Raw genomic sequence first — 21,894 nt, 5'->3', positions numbered from 1 at the left:
ACCTTCCATCCCGCAAAGGACAGAAAGTTTAACTTCCGTGGTGCCACCTTAATTTTACTTCAATCGGATGCGGAGAGAATTAAAAATGTGCTCTCGATATCCGTGTTTCTGTAACGGGAAACCCCCGGCTCATCTACTTAGCTTGACGCCTTTCGGATCGCGCCTCAGAGACCCATTCCACCTCAAGTTCTGTATCAGTTCCCACCAACACTGACTCTCTAGGACATTGCTTTAAGGTGTACTCTTTCTCATCATTGGCTTTCGCGATTTATATTAAACACATTATATGCGGATTGGTAATCTATGTCAAAGCTTTTTTAAAAAATATTGCCTCCGCAAGTTATTTTATGTGATTTTAGTTGTTTCCGGATTCCTTTCTTGGGCAATACTAGAAAAAGCGAAATTAAGCAGAAGTTGCCTGCAGGAGGGAAGATTGGATAGATGAGTGGATTAAGTGGAGTTGTGATGATCGTACAACTCATTTTTGCGGTTGTTATCGGCATGTATTTTTGGGGAATGCTTAAAGCACAACAGGGTAATAAGGTTTCGGTGGAAAAAGAATCACGCAAGGAGTTAGAGAAGCTCGAAAAGATGCGTAAGATTCAGTTGAGCACCCCCCTCGCGGAGAAAACTCGCCCCCAACATTTCATAGATATTGTGGGGCAAAAAGAGGGGATTAAGGCTCTGCAAGCGGCCTTGTGCGGTCCCAATCCTCAGCATGTCCTGATTTATGGCCCACCTGGAATCGGTAAAACGGCGGCGGCAAGGCTGGTTTTAGAAGAGGCGAAGAAAAACCCGCTTTCCCCGTTTAAAGAGTTTTCCAAGTTCATCGAAATTGATGGTGCGACGGCTCGCTTTGATGAACGAGGGATTGCTGATCCTTTAATAGGCTCGGTTCATGATCCGATTTACCAGGGAGCAGGGGCCATGGGTATGGCAGGAATTCCTCAGCCTAAAGCAGGAGCAGTGACGAAAGCCCATGGCGGAGTTCTTTTTATCGATGAGATTGGAGAACTTCACCCCATTCAGATCAATAAGCTGCTAAAGGTGTTGGAGGACCGAAAGGTGATTTTGGAGAGTGCGTATTATAGCTCTGAAGATACGAATATTCCAGCCCATATCCACGACATCTTCCAGAACGGTTTACCCGCAGATTTTCGTTTAGTGGGAGCCACGACGCGGAGTCCAGAAGAAATTCCACCCGCAATTCGTTCCCGGTGTATGGAGATTTATTTTCGAGTTTTGCTCCCCGATGAAATTGGGGCAATTGCTCGGGGAGCCGCAGCCAAAATGGAGATCCCGATGACTGAGGGTGCAGTCGAGGTGGCGAAGCATTATGCGACCAATGGCCGAGAAGCTGTGAATATTGTCCAGCTTGCGGCAGGGGTGGCCCAAGCGGATAAGCTCTTCGAGATTACTGCAGCAACGATCGAGTGGGTGGTTAATTCCGGACAATATGCCCCTCGTCCGGAACGGAAGGTCCCGACTGAAGCTGAAATCGGAGTCGTGAATGGTTTAGCAGTTTATGGACCGAATATGGGGATGCTCTTAGAATTGGAAGTTACGGCTCAACCGGTGTCAGCTGGAACCGGAGCTTTACTGGTAACGGGAATCGTTGAAGAAGAGGAACAAGGAAGTTCAACGAAAAAGATTAGGCGTAAGAGTATGGCCCGGAGTTCTGTGGAAAATGTTCTGACCGTGCTCCGTCGGCAGTTGAGCATTGATTTTCGTAACTATGATATCCATGTTAACTTTCCAGGTGGAGTCCCCTTAGATGGTCCTTCAGCTGGAGTGGCGATTGCGACGGCTGTTGTTTCGGCGGTTCGTAAGCAACGGGTCGATAATTATCTAGCGATGACGGGGGAGCTCTCTATTCGAGGAGCTGTGAAACCCGTCGGTGGAATTGTGGCTAAGCTTGAAGCAGCCCATCAAGCAGGGTGCCGAAGAGCATTTATTCCCAAAGAGAATTGGCAAGAACGTTTTCGAGCGTTGGCCGATGGTTTTCAGGTTATTCCTGTGGAAAGTTTAGCTGAAGTATTAAAAGCGGCCTTTTTATCGGAACCGGGTAAAAGCAATCTCGAGATCCAGCCCCCATTGGAGGAAGTTTTGGCTCGTTTAGAGATCAATCCTATTCCGCCTGTCAATTTGCCTGAGCGGGGGCAATCATGTTAGAATAGTTCAATAAAGAGAATGGCACACTAATTTAAGTTTAGTGTGCTTTCTCTATATCCAAGTTTAAGGCTAAATCCAGGGGAGGTATTAGATGAGTAAAGAGAGAGAATTACCGTTACTTCCGTTACGCGGAATTTTAGTTTTTCCATATATGGTTATTCATTTGGATGTCGGTCGTGAGCGTTCGATGGCCGCGGTTGAACAGGCGATGCTTGAGGATCGGAGGATTCTCCTTTCCGCTCAAAAGGAAACTGAAATCGATTCTCCTATGGCTGAGGATATTTTTACCGTAGGTACGGTGGCCGAAATTAAGCAACTTCTCAAACTTCCCGGTGGTACGATGCGTGTCTTGGTTGAAGGACTTAATCGGGGGCGGATTACTGAGTTTATCGCTGAAGAGCCTTACTTTAAAGTTCGAGTTGAGGATGTTGAAGATGACATAATCTCGGTGACTTCAGAGATTGAAGCTCTAACTCATGGTGTGATTCATCAGTTTGAGGAGTATGCCAAGCTGAGTAAAAAGGTACCTCAGGACACGTTAGGGACTATCCTTGGAATAGAGGAACCCGGAAGACTCGCGGATATTATTGCTTCGCATCTGAATCTTAAGATTGGTGATAAACAGTCCATCTTAGAATCTCTTGGGGTTGCGGAACGGTTAGAACGCTTGACGGAAATTATCATGCGGGAAATCGAAATTCTCGAACTGGAACGTCGGATTGGTTTACGTGTTCGCAAGCAAATGGAAAAAGCCCAAAAGGAATATTATTTGCGCGAGCAGATGAAGGCCATTCAGAAAGAGTTGGGTGATAAGGATGAGCGACAAGTGGAGGCGGATGAGTATCGCGAAAAGATTTCCCAAGCGAAGTTGCCCGCAGAGGTTGAAGACAAAGCGTTAAAGGAAACGGAACGCTTAGAAAAAATGGCTCAATCCTCAGCGGAGGGCACCGTCGTCCGAACCTATTTGGACTGGATTTTGGCTTTGCCGTGGAGTAAAGTAAGTCGGGATAAGACGGATATCAACCGTGCTGAGAAAATTTTAAATGAGGATCATTACGGCCTAGAAAAAGTCAAAGAGCGGATTCTTGAATTTTTGGCTATTCGGAAACTTACTCCCAAAATGAAGAGCCCTATTCTCTGCTTCGTGGGGCCGCCAGGTGTAGGAAAAACCTCTCTGGCCAAATCCGTGTCTCGGGCGCTGGATCGTAAATTTGTCCGGATGTCCCTAGGGGGAGTTCGGGATGAAGCAGAGATTCGGGGTCACCGGCGAACATATATCGGAGCCTTGCCGGGACGAATTCTCCAGGGAATGCGCACGGCAGGCACACGCAATCCCATTTTTCTTTTAGATGAGATTGATAAGATGGCTTCCGATTATCGGGGAGACCCCGCTTCAGCTTTACTTGAGGTTTTGGATCCAGAACAAAATAATAGTTTTGCGGATCATTACTTAGAGGTACCTTTTGATCTTTCCCAAACCTTGTTTATTCTGACAGCCAATACGCTTAGTACAATTCCCCGTCCGCTTTTGGATCGGATGGAAGTGATTTCGCTGAGCGGGTATACCGAAGACGAGAAAGTGAATATTGCGCGGAAGTATTTATTGCCGAAGGAACTGAAAATTCATGGACTAAAGGAGAAAATCTTAACCGTTCCAGATGAGGTCCTCCTTAAACTGGTCCAAGGATATACACGAGAATCCGGTGTTCGAAATTTAGAACGGGAAATCGCTAACCTGTGTCGGAAAGTAGCTATGCGTTGGGTGAAAAAGGAATGGGAACCCCATCCGCTGATTGAGATGGATTTGGAAGATCTGCTCGGTGCCCCTCGTTTCCATTTTCAGATTGCTGCGCCAGCGCCAGAGATCGGGGCTGTAACTGGACTTGCTTATACGACAGTGGGTGGAGACATCTTAACCATTGAAGTGACTCCGGTTCCAGGTAAAGGTCATTTGACGTTAACAGGGAAACTCGGAGATGTGATGAAGGAATCCGCGTATGCAGGCTTAACCTTTGTCAGAGCTCATGTGAAGCAACTGGGAATTCCTGAGGATTTCTATGAAAAAGTGGATTTACATATTCACGTTCCAGAAGGCGCGATCCCAAAAGATGGGCCTTCAGCTGGGGTTACGATGGTTACGGCAATGGCTTCTGCGCTATCGAAACGTGCCGTTCGCTCTGATCTGGCGATGACGGGAGAAATAACGTTGCGCGGGAATGTTTTACCGATTGGCGGGGTGAAGGAAAAAGTCCTGGCAGCTCATCGGGCAGGAATCAAAGTCATCCTTCTACCGGAGGAAAATCGCAAAGATCTAGAAGAAATTCCGGAAACCGTACAGAAAGACTTGGAGTTTCACTTTGTGAGTCGAATTGAAGAAGTGATCAACCTTGCTTTATTACCTGTGGCTGAGTCGGAAAAGTATTTAGACACTACGATGTTCCCTTCCATCTTGGGACAAGGAGAGATTGCGGTTCCTCAAGCTGAGGAACGGCCAGTCTCCTGAAACGAGGGCGTGAGTTTTGCGTTATAGGTATGTCTAGGGTTCTTGCTTGAGCAGGGCAACGGCGTCGCTTTGGCCACGGTCGCTTGTGGCGCTGGCAGACTGAACTAAAGTTCAGTTAGCTGCTCGCTTTAAGACACTCCCTTTGGCCAAAGCGGCGCCTGATGCAGTTGTCAGGAAAACGCGAAGGAGCATTCAGAGCATTTTAAAATAGTACTTGCAAGCATTTTGACAGCAGTGTCGTTGGGGTTGCTTTTGGGTCAGGCATTGGCAATCGCACTCAGCGTGCGTCTGCCTCGCCTCCTCAAGAGTGAGGACGTAGGTGCCTGCCTGTGTTCCCTGAATTCATGTTAATAGGTGTTATCCATCAAAGAATTATTAAGGATCCATGAAGACCGGACAGCGTAGCTTTTCCCGCAGGAATGAACGATTTCGCGGAGGGGCGCTGTAGCGTACGATGCTTCTGTAGCGTAGCGTAGCCACTTGGTTTACTTCAGGTAGTACTCAGAGGTTTGGCGAAGTTGCTACAGAAGCAAGTATGCTAGCCCTGGAGCGCTGAGTGAATGGATGCGGGAAAAGCTACATGACCTTAATTTTTCAGAATAAGTATAATTTTTCAGTATAAGTAATGGAAGCTATACATGCTTCCAGAGGAGATTAAGATGATTATTCATAAAGCCGAATATACCACTTCAGCGGTCAACCGCAATCAATATCCGGAGCATAGCGAGCCGGAAATCGCACTGGCCGGGCGTTCCAATGTAGGTAAGTCCTCCCTGATTAACAAATTTATTAATCGCAAAAATCTCGCCCGTACGGGAAACACACCTGGAAAAACACGTATGCTAAATTTTTATCATATCAATGATGCGTTTTATTTTGTGGATCTTCCGGGGTATGGCTACGCTAAAGTTTCGAAAGATGTGCATTCCCAGTGGGGAAAAATGATGGAGGATTATTTTTCTACACGGGAGAATCTACGGGCAGTTATTCAAATCGTTGATATCCGCCATAAACCGAGTTTGGAAGATCAGGAAATGCACGGTTTTTTACGGATTCGGGGGATTCCGGTTCTTGTTGTCGCGACAAAGGCGGATAAGATTGCGCGGGGGCAATGGGCTAAATATTTGAAAGTTATTGCTGAGGCCCTTGAACTTCCTGATTGGCACTTTATCCTGCCCTATTCGGCAGAGACTGGAACCGGAGTGGAGGAACTCCATCAAGCCGTTGAGGAAATTTTAGCTGAAGATCCTTCAGAAGAAGATACTCTCCAGGGAGAGTCAGATAACACGGAGGGCTGAGTCCAGACTAAACCTTATTAAGTAGTTTAAATGACAAAACTCAGATAGATTCTCAAAAGAATTTACCTGAGTTTTGTCATTTAATTTAGGAAAATAAAAAATCATAGGTCCTAGTAAAAAGTTAGGACTAAAGTCCTAAAAATAGTATATAATTGTAAGTATAAATCTACTTAAAAATGAAGGAATTAAGCTAAAAAGGTGATGGATTCGTTGTGGACCGATTGATTTACAATCTTCACTCAGTAATCGCTATGAAACCTACTCGTTTCGAAAAATGGATAATAAAGTTTATTCCTATCCTTTTACCTATTCTAAGCGCTATTTTATGTGCTATCGCCTACTTACTAGACGAATTTGCGGAGATATCTAACAAGTTTATTTTATGGTTACCCTTTGGAGTAATTCTAGTACTAATCAGTATGACTTGTGGGATTTTAATCAAAAAATTATATTTTGGAGCTCATAATGATGCACTAACAGGGTTATACAATAGACGATATTTTAATTATAAGCTCGACGACGAAATATCACGTATTAAGAGAACGCAATCCGTATTTTCTTTGATCCTTATTGATATCGATAATTTCAAAAAAGTTAACGATACGAATGGTCATTTAATGGGTGATGAAATACTTAAAAAACTGAGTTGTATTTTAAAGCAAAGTATGCGAAGTATTGACATTGTCGCTCGTTGGGGTGGCGAAGAATTTGCAATAATTTTACCTGAAACTGATCTAAACGGAGCTAGAACATTTGCGGAAAGATTAAGAAAAACGGTTGAGAAGTACGATTTTGGGTTACAAGTTACAATAAGTTTAGGGATTGTTTCTACCTGCGATGATTTAACTTTGGACGAACTGTTAACGCAAGCCGATGAAGCACTGTATACCGCAAAGGAAAAGAAAAATAAAGTTGTTGCATATTCGAAATTTGGATATTGCGAAACATAACGAGTCAAAATGGCAACCGTCACTTTTTAAGATAACGGGTTCCGTTGAGGGGTGCAAAACTTTAATTCTCATAGAAAATCACGAGTTATTTAGGGGCTAATAGTGATAAAATCACATTAGCCTCTATCCTTTTATTACCGGGTTTAAGGGCCATACACCCTGCCAATTTGCCCATAATTCACACTCAAAATCACATGGTTTATCGCACTAAATATAAAATAATATTCGATGTGAATTTGGGTGTGATTTTTGATGTGAAAACCATTGTGATTTTTGGCTATACTTAGTATAATCTGGGCAAAATATTAGAGTTAGTTTGACTCCAGGAGGTTTTGATTTGAGACCGGTTAAACCTAAATACGAAGGTTCTGTTAAAGTTGAATGGAAAATTTCAAAACGAGGTCGTGAAATTATTGCCCAATATTCTAAGTACACCAAGTATGATGAAAGCGAACTTGTTGATATGATCTTATCCCAAATCTTAGATGATGAAGAATTCGTAGCTTGGCTAAAATCAAGACGGTATCAACAAAAGATTAACGAACTAATCTTAAAGGATTTAAAGGGACTACCTAAAGAAGAAATTGAGAGCTTGGGAGAGGTAATTTCTGATGAGGAAGCTGCAAAAGATTGCCCATTCGAATGATCTACATATTTCTACAGCCGGTGCATTTTCAGATTCCGATGAACCGCGCGATATAGAATACAAAGAGCTATCTAATGTTGAATTCATGAAGAAGCAGCGGCCCTTACTCTATACTCCCTCTCATTTATATATCGAGGATGATGAATCTGAATTACAGTTTAATTTTTGTAATAATCCATTTTGCAAGTGGTACGGTCAGCCTCAGATTCGTTATTCGTTTTTTAAATACAAACCCTCACGCTATAAGCTTGATGATGGGGGCACAAGAATTAAATGTAATGAGATACCTGAAGATATGTCTTATGGAGTTGTATTGGGTAATAGGACGGAAACGGTTTCTAATTGGTCTGTGGCAGAAGAAATTAAGCGACTTATTACGATAAATACCGTTGTACCTTTTGAAAAGGAGTACAACTTTCATAGGCCAGATTGCGCCGCCGAAGGGCAGACTCCTTTTACCCATAGGACAGGGTTCTATAACAGGGGGAAAAGCACAGGCAACGCAACAAAATATCAATGCAAAGTATGTAAGAAGATAACGAACGTATTGCCTAAACAAAACGAAAACTTTAGCTACAACCAAAAACGAAACGATATTTTACTAAGATTTGCAAAAGCAATCACTTCAAGAACTCCTGTTAAAAGAGTCTGTGAGCAGCTTGAGATTGGATCACAAACATATTATGAAAAACTTGAATGGCTTTATAAGAAATGCCTTGAGTTTTTGGATCGACACGAAACACAGGCGCTTAAGAAGTTGGACTTTGATCAGTTATGGCTGAATACGGATTTCCTAATTTATAACCTTAATAACATTCGGCAAAGAGGAAAAGGAAAGCGTTTGGGCGATGAGGGTTTAGATAGGAAACTGCAAACCTCCCTGATTTCAAGTGGTGATTTGAAAACGGGTTATATTTTCCGAGCTGATATTGCTTATGACTTTACAAGAACACTGGATGAAGTCGAATCAGACACCATTCAATACCACTGTGACCACACTTATAGCTTTTTAAGAAAGAATGAAAGGCTAAAATACCCTTACTGCCCCCAGCCCCCAACTAAGAAGGATGAACAAACAGAAGCCGAATACTATTTTGAACTCCAAGAGTTTGAACTTAGAAAACAATATGTAGAAGGTTCTCATACCAAGACAATCTATACCGCTCTTGCGCACTACTGGTTGATTCGTAGGATGTTAAACGTTAAAGAATGGTTTTTTGTATCTGATGATGATTCAAACCTTCAAAATGCGATTTTTCGTGTCTTCTCAAAGAACTTCTTAGATGGATATGCCAATTATTTTGTCTGTCAAACTGATAAGTCGCTAGATTTGGAAGAGGCCGGAAAAGTGTTTTACAAAGGTAGAATAGCTTTAAGAAAATGGGGTAAAGCAAATGGCTATTCAGAAGAAGAATCATACGAGTCTCTAGGGTTGAAAAAACTCAAAGAAGATTTAATCGGTCATGATTTTTATAAGATGGTGAGCCAAAGAGATCGTGAGTATCCAATCCGTGGACACAATCCAATAATGCACACTTTGCCCGATAAAGATGAAGGACATAGACGGGTGGATTGCATCACTGATTTGAGACATCTTAGAACAGATGATTTAGCTGATCTAATTTTTCAGGTAAATAGTCGAACCATCAATAACTTCTTTCAAGTTATAAGACGACGTGTTTCAATACTTGAAAGACCATTGGTTACTGCCAGGGGCGAAGGTAAAAGCTATATTTACGCAAACTATAACCCGAAGTACGCCCAGTATATTACAACCATATTAAGAACATTTTACAACTTCTGTTGGGTAACAAAGGTAAATGGACAACTACAAACGCCTGCCCAACGCCTTGGAATCACAGATAAGCAATTTACGATAAAAGACATCATTTACTTTTGCTAGAATTTTAGGCAATGACGCATTCGTGCAGTAAGTCAAGAGGTTCCGGTATAGAATTATATTTGCGAACCTATTTCGTAAATAATACCTATATCGGAATTATTGCGCACTTTGTTAATCCAACGTTATACGATAGACTGTGGATTTTATGGTTTCTTGGGGATTAATTGTCATGATAAATTTGGAAAAGGATGAGAAATACGGTCTATTATAGACGTAAAGCCTTATGTTAAGAATGTGAAATGTGAGGTTGAGGGGAATAACAATGGATTTCACGATGTTTTCTAAAGTTGTCAACGAAACAAGAATCTGCCATCCGGTATGGTTTGGACTGGAATCCGATCTAAAGAGCAGTGATGAAGATATAACGTTTATTGAAACTAATTTAATGTTACGGCTTCCTAAGGAATATAAAGAATTCATAAAAGAGTATGGTGGAGGCTACTTCGCTTTTACAGTAATCTTTTCTGGAATAAAAGAAAGTGAATGGTTCATAGTTTCAAAGAATAAAGAAGCTGGAGTCGTCACTTCTTATAATTTTCTTGCTGTTTCCAATAATGGGGCAGGAGATTATTATGGTTTCAAGGTAGTTGATGGCATATGTGAATCCTCCATATCTGTTTGGGACCATGAAGAAAAAGGTGTCAAACCAACAACCTACAAAAATCTATATCATTATATTTATTGTGTTGGTTTAACCAATAGCTAATTTAGCACCTTAAGATACTTCTTAAGATTTTAGAATTTATCTGGGGCCCACAGTCCATCGGTATAACACAGCATTCCCGTAACTTTGCCAATATGAAAGCGGTATGGCGCTACGGGAATGCGAAAACGTTATACGCATTTTCTTATTTAACGAAAGTAGATTTAACGAAAGTAGACATTTCATAAAGGGGAATAAAATATAATCGGTGACCAAGCCCAAAGCTATGGTCACCTTTTTTTAACTGAAAACCATGTGATTTTTCATATTTTAGTTACGAAAATTTATGCGAAAGTCCTTGTGGAAATCCATGTGATTTTTTATTTTGCACCCCTGAACGGAACCCGTTATTTTTAAGAGTGGGGTTGCCATTTTGATTTGTTAAAAGTATAAGTACATCTTGAGCTCTGTATTCTGTTAAGAGGACATTCAGAATATAAATTACGGAAGGTTAGATTAAAGATTGGAGGGGCAGGGGCGTTGAAAGATGTTGTAATTATGCTCTTGAGTTTGGGACTTATCCTAGCCTCCGCAGAAGCGTTTACGAATGGGGTTGAATGGCTAGGTAGACGATTGAAATTGGGCGCGGGAGCAGTTGGAAGCATTTTAGCTGCAGTCGGGACGGCTTTACCCGAAACAATGGTTCCGCTCATTGCTTTTCTCGGGACTCAAGGAGAGGAAAGCATCACCGAGGTGGGAATCGGGGCTATTCTAGGTGCTCCATTTATGTTAGCAACGTTGGCTTTTTTGATTTCTGGATTGGCTGCCTTGATTTTTCGAAGGGCTAATCAGCCTTTACGCATTCAGGGGGGAGTAATTCAGAGGGATATTACGTTCTTTCTTACCACGTATACGTTAGCCATTTTCTCTTCCTTCTTGCCTTCACCTTCCCTGAAATTAGGTGTGGCAGGGATCCTCCCCTTAATCTATGTTGTCTATGTCATTATCACCGTGAAAAAGAGTAAGGGGGCTGAAGAACAGGGGCAGTTGCCTCCCCTTTATATTACACGACAAGTCCAGGAACCTGAGCTAATATCGATTCTTGGACAAATAACACTGGCCCTTTTGGGAATTGTCGCTGGGGCACATGGTTTTGTCGATGCAGTTCAATCGGTGGCTCTGACGACGGGAATTCCAGCACTCGTTCTATCTCTGATTATTACTCCGATTGCTACAGAGCTCCCTGAAAAGTTTAATAGTGTGATTTGGTTGAGCCGAGGGAAAGATACGTTAGCTTTAGGAAATATTACAGGAGCTATGGTTTTTCAGAGCTCCGTCATACCAGCAATTGGGCTTGCCTTAACTCCTTGGAAATTAGAGCCTCTTGCCTTGTGGAGCGGAATTTTGGCAATTGCGTCAGGCTTGATGTTATTGATGAATCTCAAACGTCGAGGAGTAGTTTATCCGAGTACGCTTATGGTCGGTGGAGGATTCTATCTCTTGTTCATTTTTACGGTCTTAACCCTTCTTTAGATTCTAAATCTTCTTGAGATCCACTCAATTCGGCAGTAAGCATCCCGGCGAGAACAAGAGCTGCACCGGTTAAGCCGCGGAGAGGCAAAATCTCTCCGGCGAGGAGGAAGGCAAAAAGAGCGGAAAAAACCGGTTCAGCTGAACAGATGAGTGCTGTTTGTGTTGGCGTTGTAAATTGTTGCATCTTGGTTTGAATATAAAAGGCCAGTGAAGTCGCGGGTATGGCTGTCAAAAGGATACCAAACCAAGCATACGAGGTAAATTGAAGGGACCCTTGTGGAAAAATGAGCGAAAAGAGGGTACTCAAAATGCTAACAGCAAGAATTTGTCCAGCAGCAAGCACTGTCGCATTCTCGGTAGGCGCATAACGGCCTACAAAGAAAATATGAAGGGCAAAAAAGAAAGCGCAGATTAAAACGAGCAGATCTCCTTGATTGAAGCGCAGATTATCACCCAAGGAGAGTAAGGCTAAACCCAGTGTCGCGCTGATGATTCCGAGGACAAGTGTGGGATGGGGGAGCTTGTGAGTGGTTGAGGTAACAAGGGCTGGAACGAGAACGACGCTTAAACCCGTGATGAAACCCGCGTTAGAAGCGGTGGTATATTGCATCCCAATCGTTTGAGTGGCATAGCCGCCAAAAAGGAAACATCCTAAAGCGAGCCCTTTCCAGATTCCTGTTTTGGTTAAATGATGACGTCCGACCCAGACAAAAGGAAGTAAGGTTATAAAGGCGATCGCGAAGCGAATGGCCAGAAAGGGAAAAGGCGCGAGATCTTCGGTCGCGCGTTTGACGACAATAAAGGTAGCTCCCCAGACGGCAGTAACGGCAAGCAGGGATAAATTAGCCCAACGACGTTGAATCAATTCGATACACTTCTCCTTTTGGTCAGATAAACTTAATAAAAATAGCGAAAGTAAAGCCGTTACGTATAGGTAACGGCTTTATTGGTAGATTTGCTTTAAACTCATTCCTTAAAGGATTGGCTGGACGAGAACACCGCTTTTTCTAGTATAGCTTAAACGCAGAATAGAAAAAAGACCCAATTTTACTTAGTTTTGTTTGGATCACCCTTTTCCGCCCTCAGGCCTTGTCTCTGGGGAAATAGGCATCTCAGGCATCATTGGAGCACTTCCCATATCCGACATCGGGGGTGAGCCCATCATCAGCCCTTGAGTAGGCAAAGGCGCGATTTCGGCACCACAGAACTGATGTTTAGCTTGCGCGAAGCAATGATAATGACGTTCTTCGTCTGCGGCAATCTGAGTAAGAATAGCTTGAATTTCTGGAATCGGGATTTTTTGCGCGAGTTCACAATAGTGCTGAACAGCTTTTGCTTCATCTTCCATGTTGTAGTCGAGGATAGCACAAAGTTCGGTCGTATAGTTTAAGGAACGTGCACGCCAATCAACCCAGTGTCCTTTATTAAAGGAGCCATAACGGGGATCTACTCCGAGGAAACGTAATGCCCAGCCGAACTGTTCAAGATGACGTAATTCATCATAGGCAATGGGGCGAAGAAGTTCATCAAATTCTGGACGATCGAGAACGACTGCTTGATATAAGTAGGTAGTTACGGCGGAAAGCTCAGAATCTTTTCCAGCATAAACCTCATAGAGCCACATTGCGTAGGTGAAATTGGGTTCAGGAATTTCTCCGGGGACAGGTTGGGTTGTATCTACAGTGGGTATCAAAAGAACTTGCCCGGGGTAGATGCGATCTGGATGTTTGAGATGATTGAGTTGGATAATTTCAGACATCTCGACATTATACGCTTTGGCAATTTTATAAATTGTATCTCCTGGTTGGACAACGTAACGCGCATAATCCATAGCGAATACCCTCCTTTCTCAGTTTCTCTTTACTATATTCCTAAAGTGCTTAAAGGTGAGTCGACCGCCCGCGTTAATGCTTGGTGCTAACCCAATTTTCTTTAAAAAAGGATTGGCTTTTAGCATGAAAGGGACAGGTTGTACGTAAAGATGAGATAGAAACCTAGAAATGGTGAATTAGAAATTATATAAGAAAGGAGCGCGTTCTATGGGAAATACTATTCTACGGGGGGTTAGTTCAGCATTACTGGTCACGGTTATAACCCTTCTTGCCGGAATTTTTTGGAGTTCAATGGGATATGGTGGACTTGATCCCTCAAGCCTAGTGGATATTGGGCTTGTTGCGAGTTGTGTTACGGCAGGTTATCGAAGTGGGAAAGAGAGTGGAATATGGTTATGGGGAGGAGTAGCTGCTCTTGGCTATGTAAGTTTGAGTATTATATTAGCGGCCCTTTTTTTACCCATTAGCGCATGGGGTACGATTCAGATCTTAGCTGAAGGGGGTCTTATCGGTATTCTCGCGGGAGCCTTTGGATCAGGAAAAGCTTCGGGGAAGGGGTCACTAAGAGCGGGAAGGGACCGATCGTTTCCTTCGCGAGCATCCCATTGGGGAGAGGAGAGCAATCCATGGGATAGATGGAATAATGGGGATACCCCTTCAGATCGTGAGGAAGTCCATGATTCGGGTATAAATCAAGAAGGGGAATGGGAGGAATGGATGAGTGAGGATTTAAGATCAGCAGCGATAGATGAAGGTAGATCCTATAAGCCGTATCAAGAGACCGGAAAAAATGAAAATCTGCGGATGAGAGCTGAAAAAAATGTGTGGTGGGAAGAGGATGTTTACTGAATATTATCGGGCAAGGGTAACAGACTAAGAGATAATAGACAACTTTGGGCGAAGAGAGGGAAAGCTCAGTGGAGAATACCCTTGTTCTTGTATTGTTCAGTGTTTTTATGAGTATATTTGGATTCGCTTTTCTGGGTCTGATCATTTTCTGGCTGGGGAAGCGCTATTTTCGGACGATTGTCCAACGGTTATTTAGCCTAGTCCTGGGACGACTTTTCGAAGATGACTATTCCGAAAATCTAATGGAATTGTGGAGTGCAACTCAGCGTACTTCAATTATCAATATTCTTGAGATCAGTCAGCGGGCTCAGTTTGGTAAAATCATTAAGCGACCCCTTGGTTCGCCCAGAAAATTTCCGCATTATGATAACTTACTGTTTGTTCCTGCCCAAATGGCGCGTCTGCCAATAGAGATCACGGAGAATATTCCGATGAAGGTCACTCTTGGGCCTAAAGCGAATAAGCCTTTAATATTAGAGATGCCCTTGATCATTTCGGGTATGGCCTATGGAGAAGCGCTTAGTGAAGAGGCGAGAATCGCCTTAGCGCGTGGTGCAAAACAAGTCGGAACGGCACTCAATTCAGGCGAAGGCCCTTTTTTAGCGGAGGAGAGGCAGGAGGCAGGGAAGTACATATGGCAAGTGAGCCGGAGCCCTTATGGAAGAAACCCACAGGCGATAGCTCAGGCGGATATGATTGAGGTCCAAATGGGTCAGGGATCTCGGGTAGGGGGTCAAGTTATCGATCCGAAATCAGTTCAAGGAAAAGCACTCAAACTTATGGGAATTTCTCCAGATCAGCCCACTGTTTTGAGCGCGGGTATTCCCGGCATTAAAAACCCTTGGGATTGGCCAAGATATGTTGCAGATTTGCGTAAGCAAGCCGGGGGAAAACCGATTGGGTTAAAAATAATGTCAGGGGGCAGATTAGAGACTGATTTAGCGGTGGCCATTGAAGCTGGATTTGATGTGATCGCCCTCGGTGGAGCGCAGGGGGGGAGCGCCGGATCCTCTCCCACGCTATCGGATGATTTTGGGTTGCCCAGTATTGTGGCTCTAATCCGAGCGCATCGTTATTTAGTGGAACAAGGAGTACGCAAAGAGATTAGCCTGATTGCCTCAGGGGGATACGCTACTCCAGGAGAATGTTTGAAGGCTCTGGCTTTAGGGGCAGATGCTGTTTATCTTGGAACTGCTCCGCTCTTTGCTTTGGTTCACGGACAAATCGGGAAGGTTCTGCCTTGGGAACCTCTGACTCAACTTGTGTGGTATGATTCTAAATATAAAGACCGCTTAGATATAGATAAAGCCGCTCAAAGTGTGGCGAATTTACTTCAGTCCTTTACTGAGGAAATGCAGGAAGGGATTCGAGCTCTCGGCAAGAAATCTCTGTTGGAACTAGGACCCAATGATTTAGTCGCCTTAGATGACTGGACGGCTGAATTAACGGGGGTTAAAAAAATATAAGCGACCTTATGGTCGCTTATATTTTTTTAACATCAGATAGAGTTAAGTTCGGTAGAAGATTTTTAAGCTAATTTAAATCTCCGGGCTGCGCTTTGAAGTTCAAGTGCTGTACTCGAGAGTTCTTCGCTGGATTGATTGATGTCTTCCATAGAATGCATTTGTTCAGAACTGCTGCTTGCGACTTCTTCAGTTTGAGCGGTCGTTTCTTGGGTAATGGCAGCAACTTGAGAAATTTCAGCCGAGATTTGTTTAGAGCTTTGGGCGATTCCAGAGGATAAGCGAGCCACTTCTTGAATTTGTTCATTAACCGTTTGTGTACCTTCCATAATCCGGTTAAAGGCTTGTTGTGCTTCTCCGATAGCTAGAGCCCCATTTTGAACAACAGCTTTTTCGGCATCCATACTCGAAATCGCTTTATCAAGGTTTGTCTTGATATCTTCAATGATTTGTTCAATTTGAGCGCTTGAAACGGTTGATTGTTCAGCTAGCTTTCGGACTTCCTCTGCAACAACACTGAATCCACGGCCATGTTCTCCAGCACGAGCGGCTTCAATCGCCGCATTAAGAGCGAGAAGATTCGTTTGATCTGAGATGGCTTTAATTGTTTCCACAATTGTGCCGATCACCGTTGATTTTTCCCCTAAAGTAGAGATGATTTTTCCGGTTTCATCCACGGTTTGATGAATATGATCCATTTGGGTATTAGCTTTAGTCATCGCCAAATCGCCTTCGTTGGCCACTTGTAAAGCTTGAGTGGAAGCGCGATCAGCAAGTTTAACATCCGTTTCGATTTGGGATATGCCCAGAGTCATGTCCTGCACAGCGACCATAATGGCCTGTACACTATTGGCTTGGGATTGAGAGCCATCCGCAACTTGGTTGATTGCACTGGCGACTTGTTTAGCGGATAAAACAGTAAGTTCTGCTCGCTGAGCAAGCGTTCGTGAAGAATCAGCAAAGATATCAGAACCATGGGAGATTTCGCTAACTAAAGTGCGGAAATTATCTAACATAGTAGTGAGAGATTGGCAAAGTTTACCTACTTCATCATCTTGATCCATACAGTATAAGGTTGCCGTTAAATCTCCTTGGGCTACTTGTTCAGCAAATTCAACACTACGACGTAAAGGTGAAACAATAAGAAAGGCGATGTAGCATCCATAGAGGAGGATTATGATACTTACAATTACAGTTAGCGTTAGAATTAAGCCAATGTGTTGTGCAATAGCCCCTTTTTCAACGAGGAAGTATACCGTTCCTCCTGATCCAAGAGTAATTAAGGCGTTAATCGCAAAGGCCATTATGAGTTTAGTGGCCACTCCCAAATTAAACCACCATCGGACGATACCTGAATGCTTTGAGAAGAAAAGACTCATTCGATCCAAAAAATCTCCCATATTAGCCTCCTTGTCTGTATTGCTTGATGAAAATAATTTTATTAATCAGGAGAATAAGATAAAATAATAGAATATAAAAAAAGTTTATAGAAAATTTTAACATTGTTATTTTAACATAGTTTATAAGCCGGAGAAATACTTTCCCTCTCTTTTTATTAATTTTTAGAATAATTTATTAGAATATATTTGTTTTTCAGGTTTTCTTTACACAATCACGGGGAATAGATATAATATATTGTAAAAACATTATAACTTAAACTCGATGAATGTGAGGAATTGCGGATAAAGACTGTGAAGAGAGAGAAGTTGCCACGCTGAGAGGCTTCTCCAGTTGATGCATGGGTCGCACAAGAGGGGCAAGGGGGAACAAGAGTACTCCTTGACGGGCTAGCCCGTTAACGCGATAGAGCCAAGACTTCCTGCAATGTGTAAGTCTTGGGAAAAAAGGTGGTACCACGAGCTCTTCGTCCTTTAGGGATGGGGAGCTTTTGTTGTAGAGTTTGTTTATGGAAGGTGGATTTATGAGCGAAGAATTTGAAATGGCCAAAGTTTATGATCCGAAAGATGTGGAAGGAAAATGGTATTCCTATTGGGAAGAGAAGGGGTTTTTTCATGCTGAAGTGGATGAATCCAAACCTGCGTTTAGTATTGTTATGCCACCGCCAAATGTAACAGGGGCTTTGCATCTGGGTCATGCGATTGATGCCACGATACAAGATGTCTTAACACGGTATAAACGGATGCAAGGGTTTAATACGTTATGGCTTCCGGGGACAGATCATGCGGGGATTGCGACCCAGGCTAAAGTGGAGGAGCAGCTTCGCAAAGAAGGAACCAATAAAGATGAACTCGGACGGGAAAAGTTCTTGGAGCGCGTTTGGGATTGGAAAGAGCAGTATGGTGGTCGGATTACGAAGCAACTCCGCCATCTTGGTGCCTCCTGTGACTGGTCCCGGGAGCGGTTTACGATGGATGAGGGCTGTTCGAAGGCTGTTCGCGAAGTGTTTGTCGATTTATATAAGAAGGGACTCATTTATCGGGGGAATTATATCGTAAACTGGTGCCCCCATTGCCATACTACGATCTCAGATATTGAAGTCGAGCATACAGATCGAGAAGGGCATCTATGGCATCTTAAATATCCGGTTAAAGATAGTGACGAATTCTTGGTGGTTGCGACGACTCGGCCAGAGACAATGCTGGGTGATACAGGGGTAGCCGTACATCCAGATGATGAGCGTTATGCCCATTTGGTGGGAAAAACGATTGTCTTACCGATTGTGAATCGGGAAATTCCGATCTTTGCCGATGACTATGTGGATCGAGAGTTTGGGACAGGTGCGGTGAAGGTCACTCCGGCTCATGACCCGAATGACTTTGAGATGGGACACCGTCATCATCTCGAAGAAATCCGTGTTATGGATAAAGAGGCTCGGATGAATGAAAATGCCGGGAAATACCAGGGCATGGATCGGGATGAAGCACGCAAAGCCATTGTCAAGGAATTGGATGAATTAGGGGTTCTTGTCAAAGTGGAAACCCTTCAGCATGCTGTTGGGGAATGTTATCGTTGTTCAACGGTCATAGAGCCGATGGTTAGTCAACAATGGTTTGTTAAAATGGAGCCATTAACCAAGCCTGCGATGGAAGTGGTACAGGATAGTCGTCTCGAGTTTGTTCCTGATCGTTTCTCAAAAATTTATTTAGGTTGGTTGGAAAACATTCGAGATTGGTGTATTTCGCGTCAGCTTTGGTGGGGACACCGGATTCCGGTTTGGTATTGTGAGGATTGCGGTGCAGAGATTTGTGAGAAAGACGACCCAACGGTCTGTCCCAAGTGCGGTTCGACGCATCTCCATCAGGATCCCGATGTGCTTGACACCTGGTTTTCGTCGGGTCTATGGCCATTTTCCACGATGGGTTGGCCAGAGCCGACACCAGAGCTCAAGCAATTTTATCCGACTTCTGTCCTTGTCACAGGAAGGGATATTATTTTCTTCTGGGTTGCGCGGATGATCTTTACAGCGCTTGAGTTCATGAAAGAAGTTCCTTTTCCGAAAGTTATGATTCATGGATTAGTTCTCGATGCTCAAGGACGGAAAATGAGTAAGTCCCTAGGCAACGGAGTTGACCCGATTGAAGTTATTGAACAGTATGGGGCGGATACGCTGCGTTTCATGCTGATTACCGGGAATACACCGGGGAATGACTTGCGTTTCCATCCAGAACGCCTCGAGGCAACTCGGAACTTCGCTAATAAGATTTGGAATGCTTCCCGCTTTGTTTTGCTTAATCTTGAGGATTATCAGGACGGGCCGCGTGGAGAACTGCAGCTTTCTGACCGCTGGATTCTTTCGCGCTATGAAGCGACGGTAAATGATGTAACAGATGCACTTGACCGCTTCGACCTTGGAGATGCAGGACGGGTTCTCTACGAATTTATCTGGAATGAATTCTGTGATTGGTATATCGAGCTGGCTAAAGCTCGCCTCTATGACAAGGAACATCCCGAAGCTCGTCACACGGTGCAATCGATTCTTTTCGAAGTGATCGAAGGAACGATGCGCCTCTTGCATCCGTTCATGCCCTTCCTTACAGAAGAAATCTGGCATAATCTCCCTGTTCAAGGCGAGAGCATCATGATTCAGTCATGGCCAGAAACGAGCGGTTATCGTGTAGAAAATGTGGAACAACAAATGGTGCTGATCATGGATGTGATCAAAGCAATACGGAACATTCGCGCGGAAATGAATGTTCAACCGGGTAAAAAAGCAGAGATTATTCTTGTCGCTCCAGAATCCGAGAATCGGAACGTATTAGCACTGGGTCAAGGAAATATCCTTCATTTAGCAGGCGGTTCGAAAGTTGATATTGTTGCGGAATTAGAAGCAAAGCCATCACAGGCAGCAAGCGCGGTGCTAGCGGGTGTGGAAGTTTATCTGCCGCTTCGGGGCCTTCTCGATCTTGACAAAGAGATTGCTCGGGTAGAAAAAGAGATTGCTCAAGCTCAGCAAGAATTAGCGCGCTTCGAAGGAAAGCTGGGGAACTCAGGCTTCATAGCCAAGGCTCCAGAACAAGTGGTTGCCAAAGAACGGGAAAAACTTGAGGCGACAAAATCTCGGATCAGTGCCTTGCAAATCCGTTTGCAGGAACTGCAGGAAGCCTAGAAGTTTGAGAAATCCAAAGGTGAGTGGGAAGAGAATTTTCTCTTCCCACTTTTTTTTGCAGGAAAGTCCAATCAAAGTGCGAAAATTATAGAAAATAGGGGAACATATAATTGATGAAGAGTCATGTGGAAAGAGGGTAAAGGTTTTGGATATAGAGGATGGGAATATGAAGAAAGGTTCCCAAGAGGAGCAAGCGTATCAGGCTGCCTTGGAGTACTTGGTTAATCTGACGAAGTTTGGGATAAATTTAGGATTAGGCCGAATCCAAGCTCTTCTCCAAAGCGTAGGAAATCCAGAAAAGAAATTGCGCGTCATTCATATTGGGGGGACGAATGGGAAAGGTTCAACCAGTATAATGGTCGCCGAAATTCTTGAAAAGGCGGGTTTTCGTGTTGGGATATTCACATCTCCGCATCTGAATGATTATCGTGAGCGGATGACAATCAACGGGAAAATGATTCCTAAACAAGAGCTTACGCGCTTAGTAGACACCCTTCGGCCTCATCTTGAAAAATTGGTCCAAGACGGAGTGGAACATCCAACTGAGTTTGAAGTGAGTACGACTCTAGCCTTCATGTATTTTGCTCAACAAAAGGTGGATTTTGCTGTAATTGAAGTCGGCTTAGGCGGAGCTATTGATTCCACAAATGTCGTACAGCCTCTGATTTCTGTAATTACAAATGTAGGCATGGATCATATGGATTATTTGGGAAAAACGGTCGAAGAGATTGCCTTGGTTAAGGCAGGAATTCTTAAACCGAACTCAGTGGCTATTACGGCTACCGAGAGACCTGAGGTGCTTGAGGTAATTCAGGAACGGGCAAGAACACTTAATATTCCACTTTGGGTTGTGGGCGAGGATGTTCGCTGGGATTTTCGCTGGAGTGGCGAGTTAGAACAGGAATTTGATTTGATCGGCTTACATAGCAATTATCCTCAAATCCATTTGCGTTTAGTGGGGGCTCACCAAATCAAAAATGCGGCGACCGCAGTCACGGTCTGTGAAGTTTTACAATCTGAGTATGGCGTCAAAATTACCCATGAAGCGATTTATTCGGGGTTGGAAAAAACACGCTGGCCGGGGCGACTTGAAGTATTATCGCTGAAGCCAAAGGTTTTAATTGATGGTGCGCATAATGTAGACGGCGCGAATTCCTTAGCGGATGCACTGCAACTTTTTAAGCGCCAACGTTTAATCCTTTGTTTTGGGATGCTGGGGGATAAAGAACGAGAAAAAGTGGCAGAGGTCTTACTTCCGTTGGCTGATGAAGTCATTATCACTAAACCTAATTCTCCTCGAGCAGGTAATTGGCAGTATTTAGCTGAGTTAGTGGCGAAAAGGGGACTGCCTGTGACGACAATTGAGTCTCCAAGTGCTGCAGTAATAGAAGGCTATAATCGATTAAACCCAGATGATATGCTTTGTGTGACGGGTTCACTGTATATGATTGCTGAGGCTAGAGTCGCTTTGCTGGATATGATCGAAAAATAATATTTTTTATGAGCGATGAGGGCGTATTATTAAAAATTAACAA

15 protein-coding genes and 1 other annotated feature are annotated in these 21,894 nt (G+C 43.6%); of the genes, 12 read left to right on the top strand and 3 right to left on the bottom strand.

All coding sequences use genetic code 11. The annotated features are described in order from the left end of the window. Positions 1 to 12: 12 nt before the first annotated feature. Positions 13 to 264, bottom strand: a binding site (T-box leader). 177 nt (positions 265 to 441) lie between these two features. From lonB to DESME_RS13030, 8 genes are all read left to right on the top strand, one after another. Beyond that, positions 442 to 2,172: an ATP-dependent protease LonB gene (lonB, locus tag DESME_RS13065; RefSeq protein ID WP_006715796.1), complete on the top strand. Its 1,731-nt coding sequence runs from the start codon at positions 442 to 444 to the stop codon at positions 2,170 to 2,172. Between the two features lie 91 nt (positions 2,173 to 2,263). Next, on the top strand, positions 2,264 to 4,675 hold the full coding sequence (lon, locus tag DESME_RS13060; RefSeq protein ID WP_006715797.1) for an endopeptidase La: 2,412 nt from the start codon (positions 2,264 to 2,266) through the stop codon (positions 4,673 to 4,675). 659 nt (positions 4,676 to 5,334) lie between these two features. Beyond that, a complete protein-coding gene (gene yihA / locus DESME_RS13055; RefSeq protein ID WP_006715798.1) occupies positions 5,335 to 5,973 on the top strand; it encodes a ribosome biogenesis GTP-binding protein YihA/YsxC in 639 nt (212 codons plus the stop codon). A gap of 251 nt (positions 5,974 to 6,224) precedes the next feature. Next, positions 6,225 to 6,923: a GGDEF domain-containing protein gene (locus DESME_RS13050; RefSeq protein WP_156922814.1), complete on the top strand. Its 699-nt coding sequence runs from the start codon at positions 6,225 to 6,227 to the stop codon at positions 6,921 to 6,923. Between the two features lie 337 nt (positions 6,924 to 7,260). Continuing rightward, the gene (locus tag DESME_RS13045) at positions 7,261 to 7,569 is read left to right on the top strand and encodes a hypothetical protein (protein WP_006715800.1); all 309 of its coding nucleotides are present in this window, start codon (positions 7,261 to 7,263) and stop codon (positions 7,567 to 7,569) included. Then, positions 7,535 to 9,472, top strand: coding sequence for a hypothetical protein (locus DESME_RS13040; protein ID WP_006715801.1), 1,938 nt, complete (start codon positions 7,535 to 7,537; stop codon positions 9,470 to 9,472). The genes DESME_RS13045 and DESME_RS13040 overlap by 35 nt, the downstream gene beginning before the upstream one ends. A gap of 262 nt (positions 9,473 to 9,734) precedes the next feature. Next, complete coding sequence (locus DESME_RS13035) at positions 9,735 to 10,178, top strand: SMI1/KNR4 family protein (protein WP_006715802.1); 444 nt, start codon at positions 9,735 to 9,737, stop codon at positions 10,176 to 10,178. A 477-nt stretch (positions 10,179 to 10,655) separates the two neighbouring features. Then, positions 10,656 to 11,648, top strand: coding sequence for a sodium:calcium antiporter (locus DESME_RS13030; protein ID WP_006715803.1), 993 nt, complete (start codon positions 10,656 to 10,658; stop codon positions 11,646 to 11,648). Here the strand turns inward: DESME_RS13030 and DESME_RS13025 are convergent. Further along, positions 11,626 to 12,513: an EamA family transporter gene (locus DESME_RS13025; RefSeq protein WP_006715804.1), complete on the bottom strand. Its 888-nt coding sequence runs from the start codon at positions 12,511 to 12,513 to the stop codon at positions 11,626 to 11,628. The genes DESME_RS13030 and DESME_RS13025 overlap by 23 nt on opposite strands. 201 nt (positions 12,514 to 12,714) lie before the next feature. After that, a complete protein-coding gene (locus tag DESME_RS13020; protein WP_006715805.1) occupies positions 12,715 to 13,479 on the bottom strand; it encodes a LysM peptidoglycan-binding domain-containing protein in 765 nt (254 codons plus the stop codon). 208 nt (positions 13,480 to 13,687) lie between these two features. Between DESME_RS13020 and DESME_RS15430 the strand changes: the two genes are divergently transcribed. Then, positions 13,688 to 14,329 carry a TIGR04086 family membrane protein gene (locus DESME_RS15430; protein ID WP_006715806.1) on the top strand — a complete coding sequence of 214 codons (642 nt, stop codon included), beginning with the start codon at positions 13,688 to 13,690 and terminating at the stop codon, positions 14,327 to 14,329. Between the two features lie 68 nt (positions 14,330 to 14,397). Next, positions 14,398 to 15,795 carry an FMN-binding glutamate synthase family protein gene (locus tag DESME_RS13010; RefSeq protein ID WP_006715807.1) on the top strand — a complete coding sequence of 466 codons (1,398 nt, stop codon included), beginning with the start codon at positions 14,398 to 14,400 and terminating at the stop codon, positions 15,793 to 15,795. A 62-nt stretch (positions 15,796 to 15,857) separates the two neighbouring features. On the opposite strand, the gene DESME_RS13005 is transcribed toward DESME_RS13010, so the two are convergent. After that, on the bottom strand, positions 15,858 to 17,192 hold the full coding sequence (locus DESME_RS13005; RefSeq protein ID WP_006715808.1) for a methyl-accepting chemotaxis protein: 1,335 nt from the start codon (positions 17,190 to 17,192) through the stop codon (positions 15,858 to 15,860). Positions 17,193 to 17,713: 521 nt separating this feature from the next. On the opposite strand from DESME_RS13005, the gene DESME_RS13000 reads away from it, so the two are divergent. Together DESME_RS13000 and DESME_RS12995 are read left to right on the top strand one after the other, a co-directional pair. Then, entirely contained in the window at positions 17,714 to 20,359 is a 2,646-nt protein-coding gene (locus DESME_RS13000; protein WP_006715809.1) for a valine--tRNA ligase, read from the top strand. A 166-nt stretch (positions 20,360 to 20,525) separates the two neighbouring features. Beyond that, positions 20,526 to 21,851 carry a bifunctional folylpolyglutamate synthase/dihydrofolate synthase gene (locus DESME_RS12995; protein WP_025248811.1) on the top strand — a complete coding sequence of 442 codons (1,326 nt, stop codon included), beginning with the start codon at positions 20,526 to 20,528 and terminating at the stop codon, positions 21,849 to 21,851. The last annotated feature ends 43 nt before the right edge of the window (positions 21,852 to 21,894 follow it).

The organism is Desulfitobacterium metallireducens DSM 15288, assembly GCF_000231405.2.
GTDB lineage: Bacteria > Bacillota > Desulfitobacteriia > Desulfitobacteriales > Desulfitobacteriaceae > Desulfitobacterium_A > Desulfitobacterium_A metallireducens.
Note: the sequence above shows the minus strand (reverse complement) of the source record. Positions and strands in the feature narration are given on the sequence as shown.

Excerpts from the sequence above, each read along its gene's own strand:
- lonB (WP_006715796.1), top strand. The coding sequence starts at position 442 with ATGAGTGGATTAAGTGGAGTTGTGATGATCGTACAACTCATTTTTGCG.
- lon (WP_006715797.1), top strand. The coding sequence starts at position 2,264 with ATGAGTAAAGAGAGAGAATTACCGTTACTTCCGTTACGCGGAATTTTA.
- yihA (WP_006715798.1), top strand. The coding sequence starts at position 5,335 with ATGATTATTCATAAAGCCGAATATACCACTTCAGCGGTCAACCGCAAT.
- DESME_RS13050 (WP_156922814.1), top strand. The coding sequence starts at position 6,225 with ATGAAACCTACTCGTTTCGAAAAATGGATAATAAAGTTTATTCCTATC.
- DESME_RS13040 (WP_006715801.1), top strand. The coding sequence starts at position 7,535 with ATGAGGAAGCTGCAAAAGATTGCCCATTCGAATGATCTACATATTTCT.
- DESME_RS13035 (WP_006715802.1), top strand. The coding sequence starts at position 9,735 with ATGGATTTCACGATGTTTTCTAAAGTTGTCAACGAAACAAGAATCTGC.
- DESME_RS13020 (WP_006715805.1), bottom strand. The coding sequence starts at position 13,479 with ATGGATTATGCGCGTTACGTTGTCCAACCAGGAGATACAATTTATAAA.
- DESME_RS15430 (WP_006715806.1), top strand. The coding sequence starts at position 13,688 with ATGGGAAATACTATTCTACGGGGGGTTAGTTCAGCATTACTGGTCACG.
- DESME_RS13005 (WP_006715808.1), bottom strand. The coding sequence starts at position 17,192 with ATGGGAGATTTTTTGGATCGAATGAGTCTTTTCTTCTCAAAGCATTCA.
- DESME_RS13000 (WP_006715809.1), top strand. The coding sequence starts at position 17,714 with ATGAGCGAAGAATTTGAAATGGCCAAAGTTTATGATCCGAAAGATGTG.
- DESME_RS12995 (WP_025248811.1), top strand. The coding sequence starts at position 20,526 with ATGAAGAAAGGTTCCCAAGAGGAGCAAGCGTATCAGGCTGCCTTGGAG.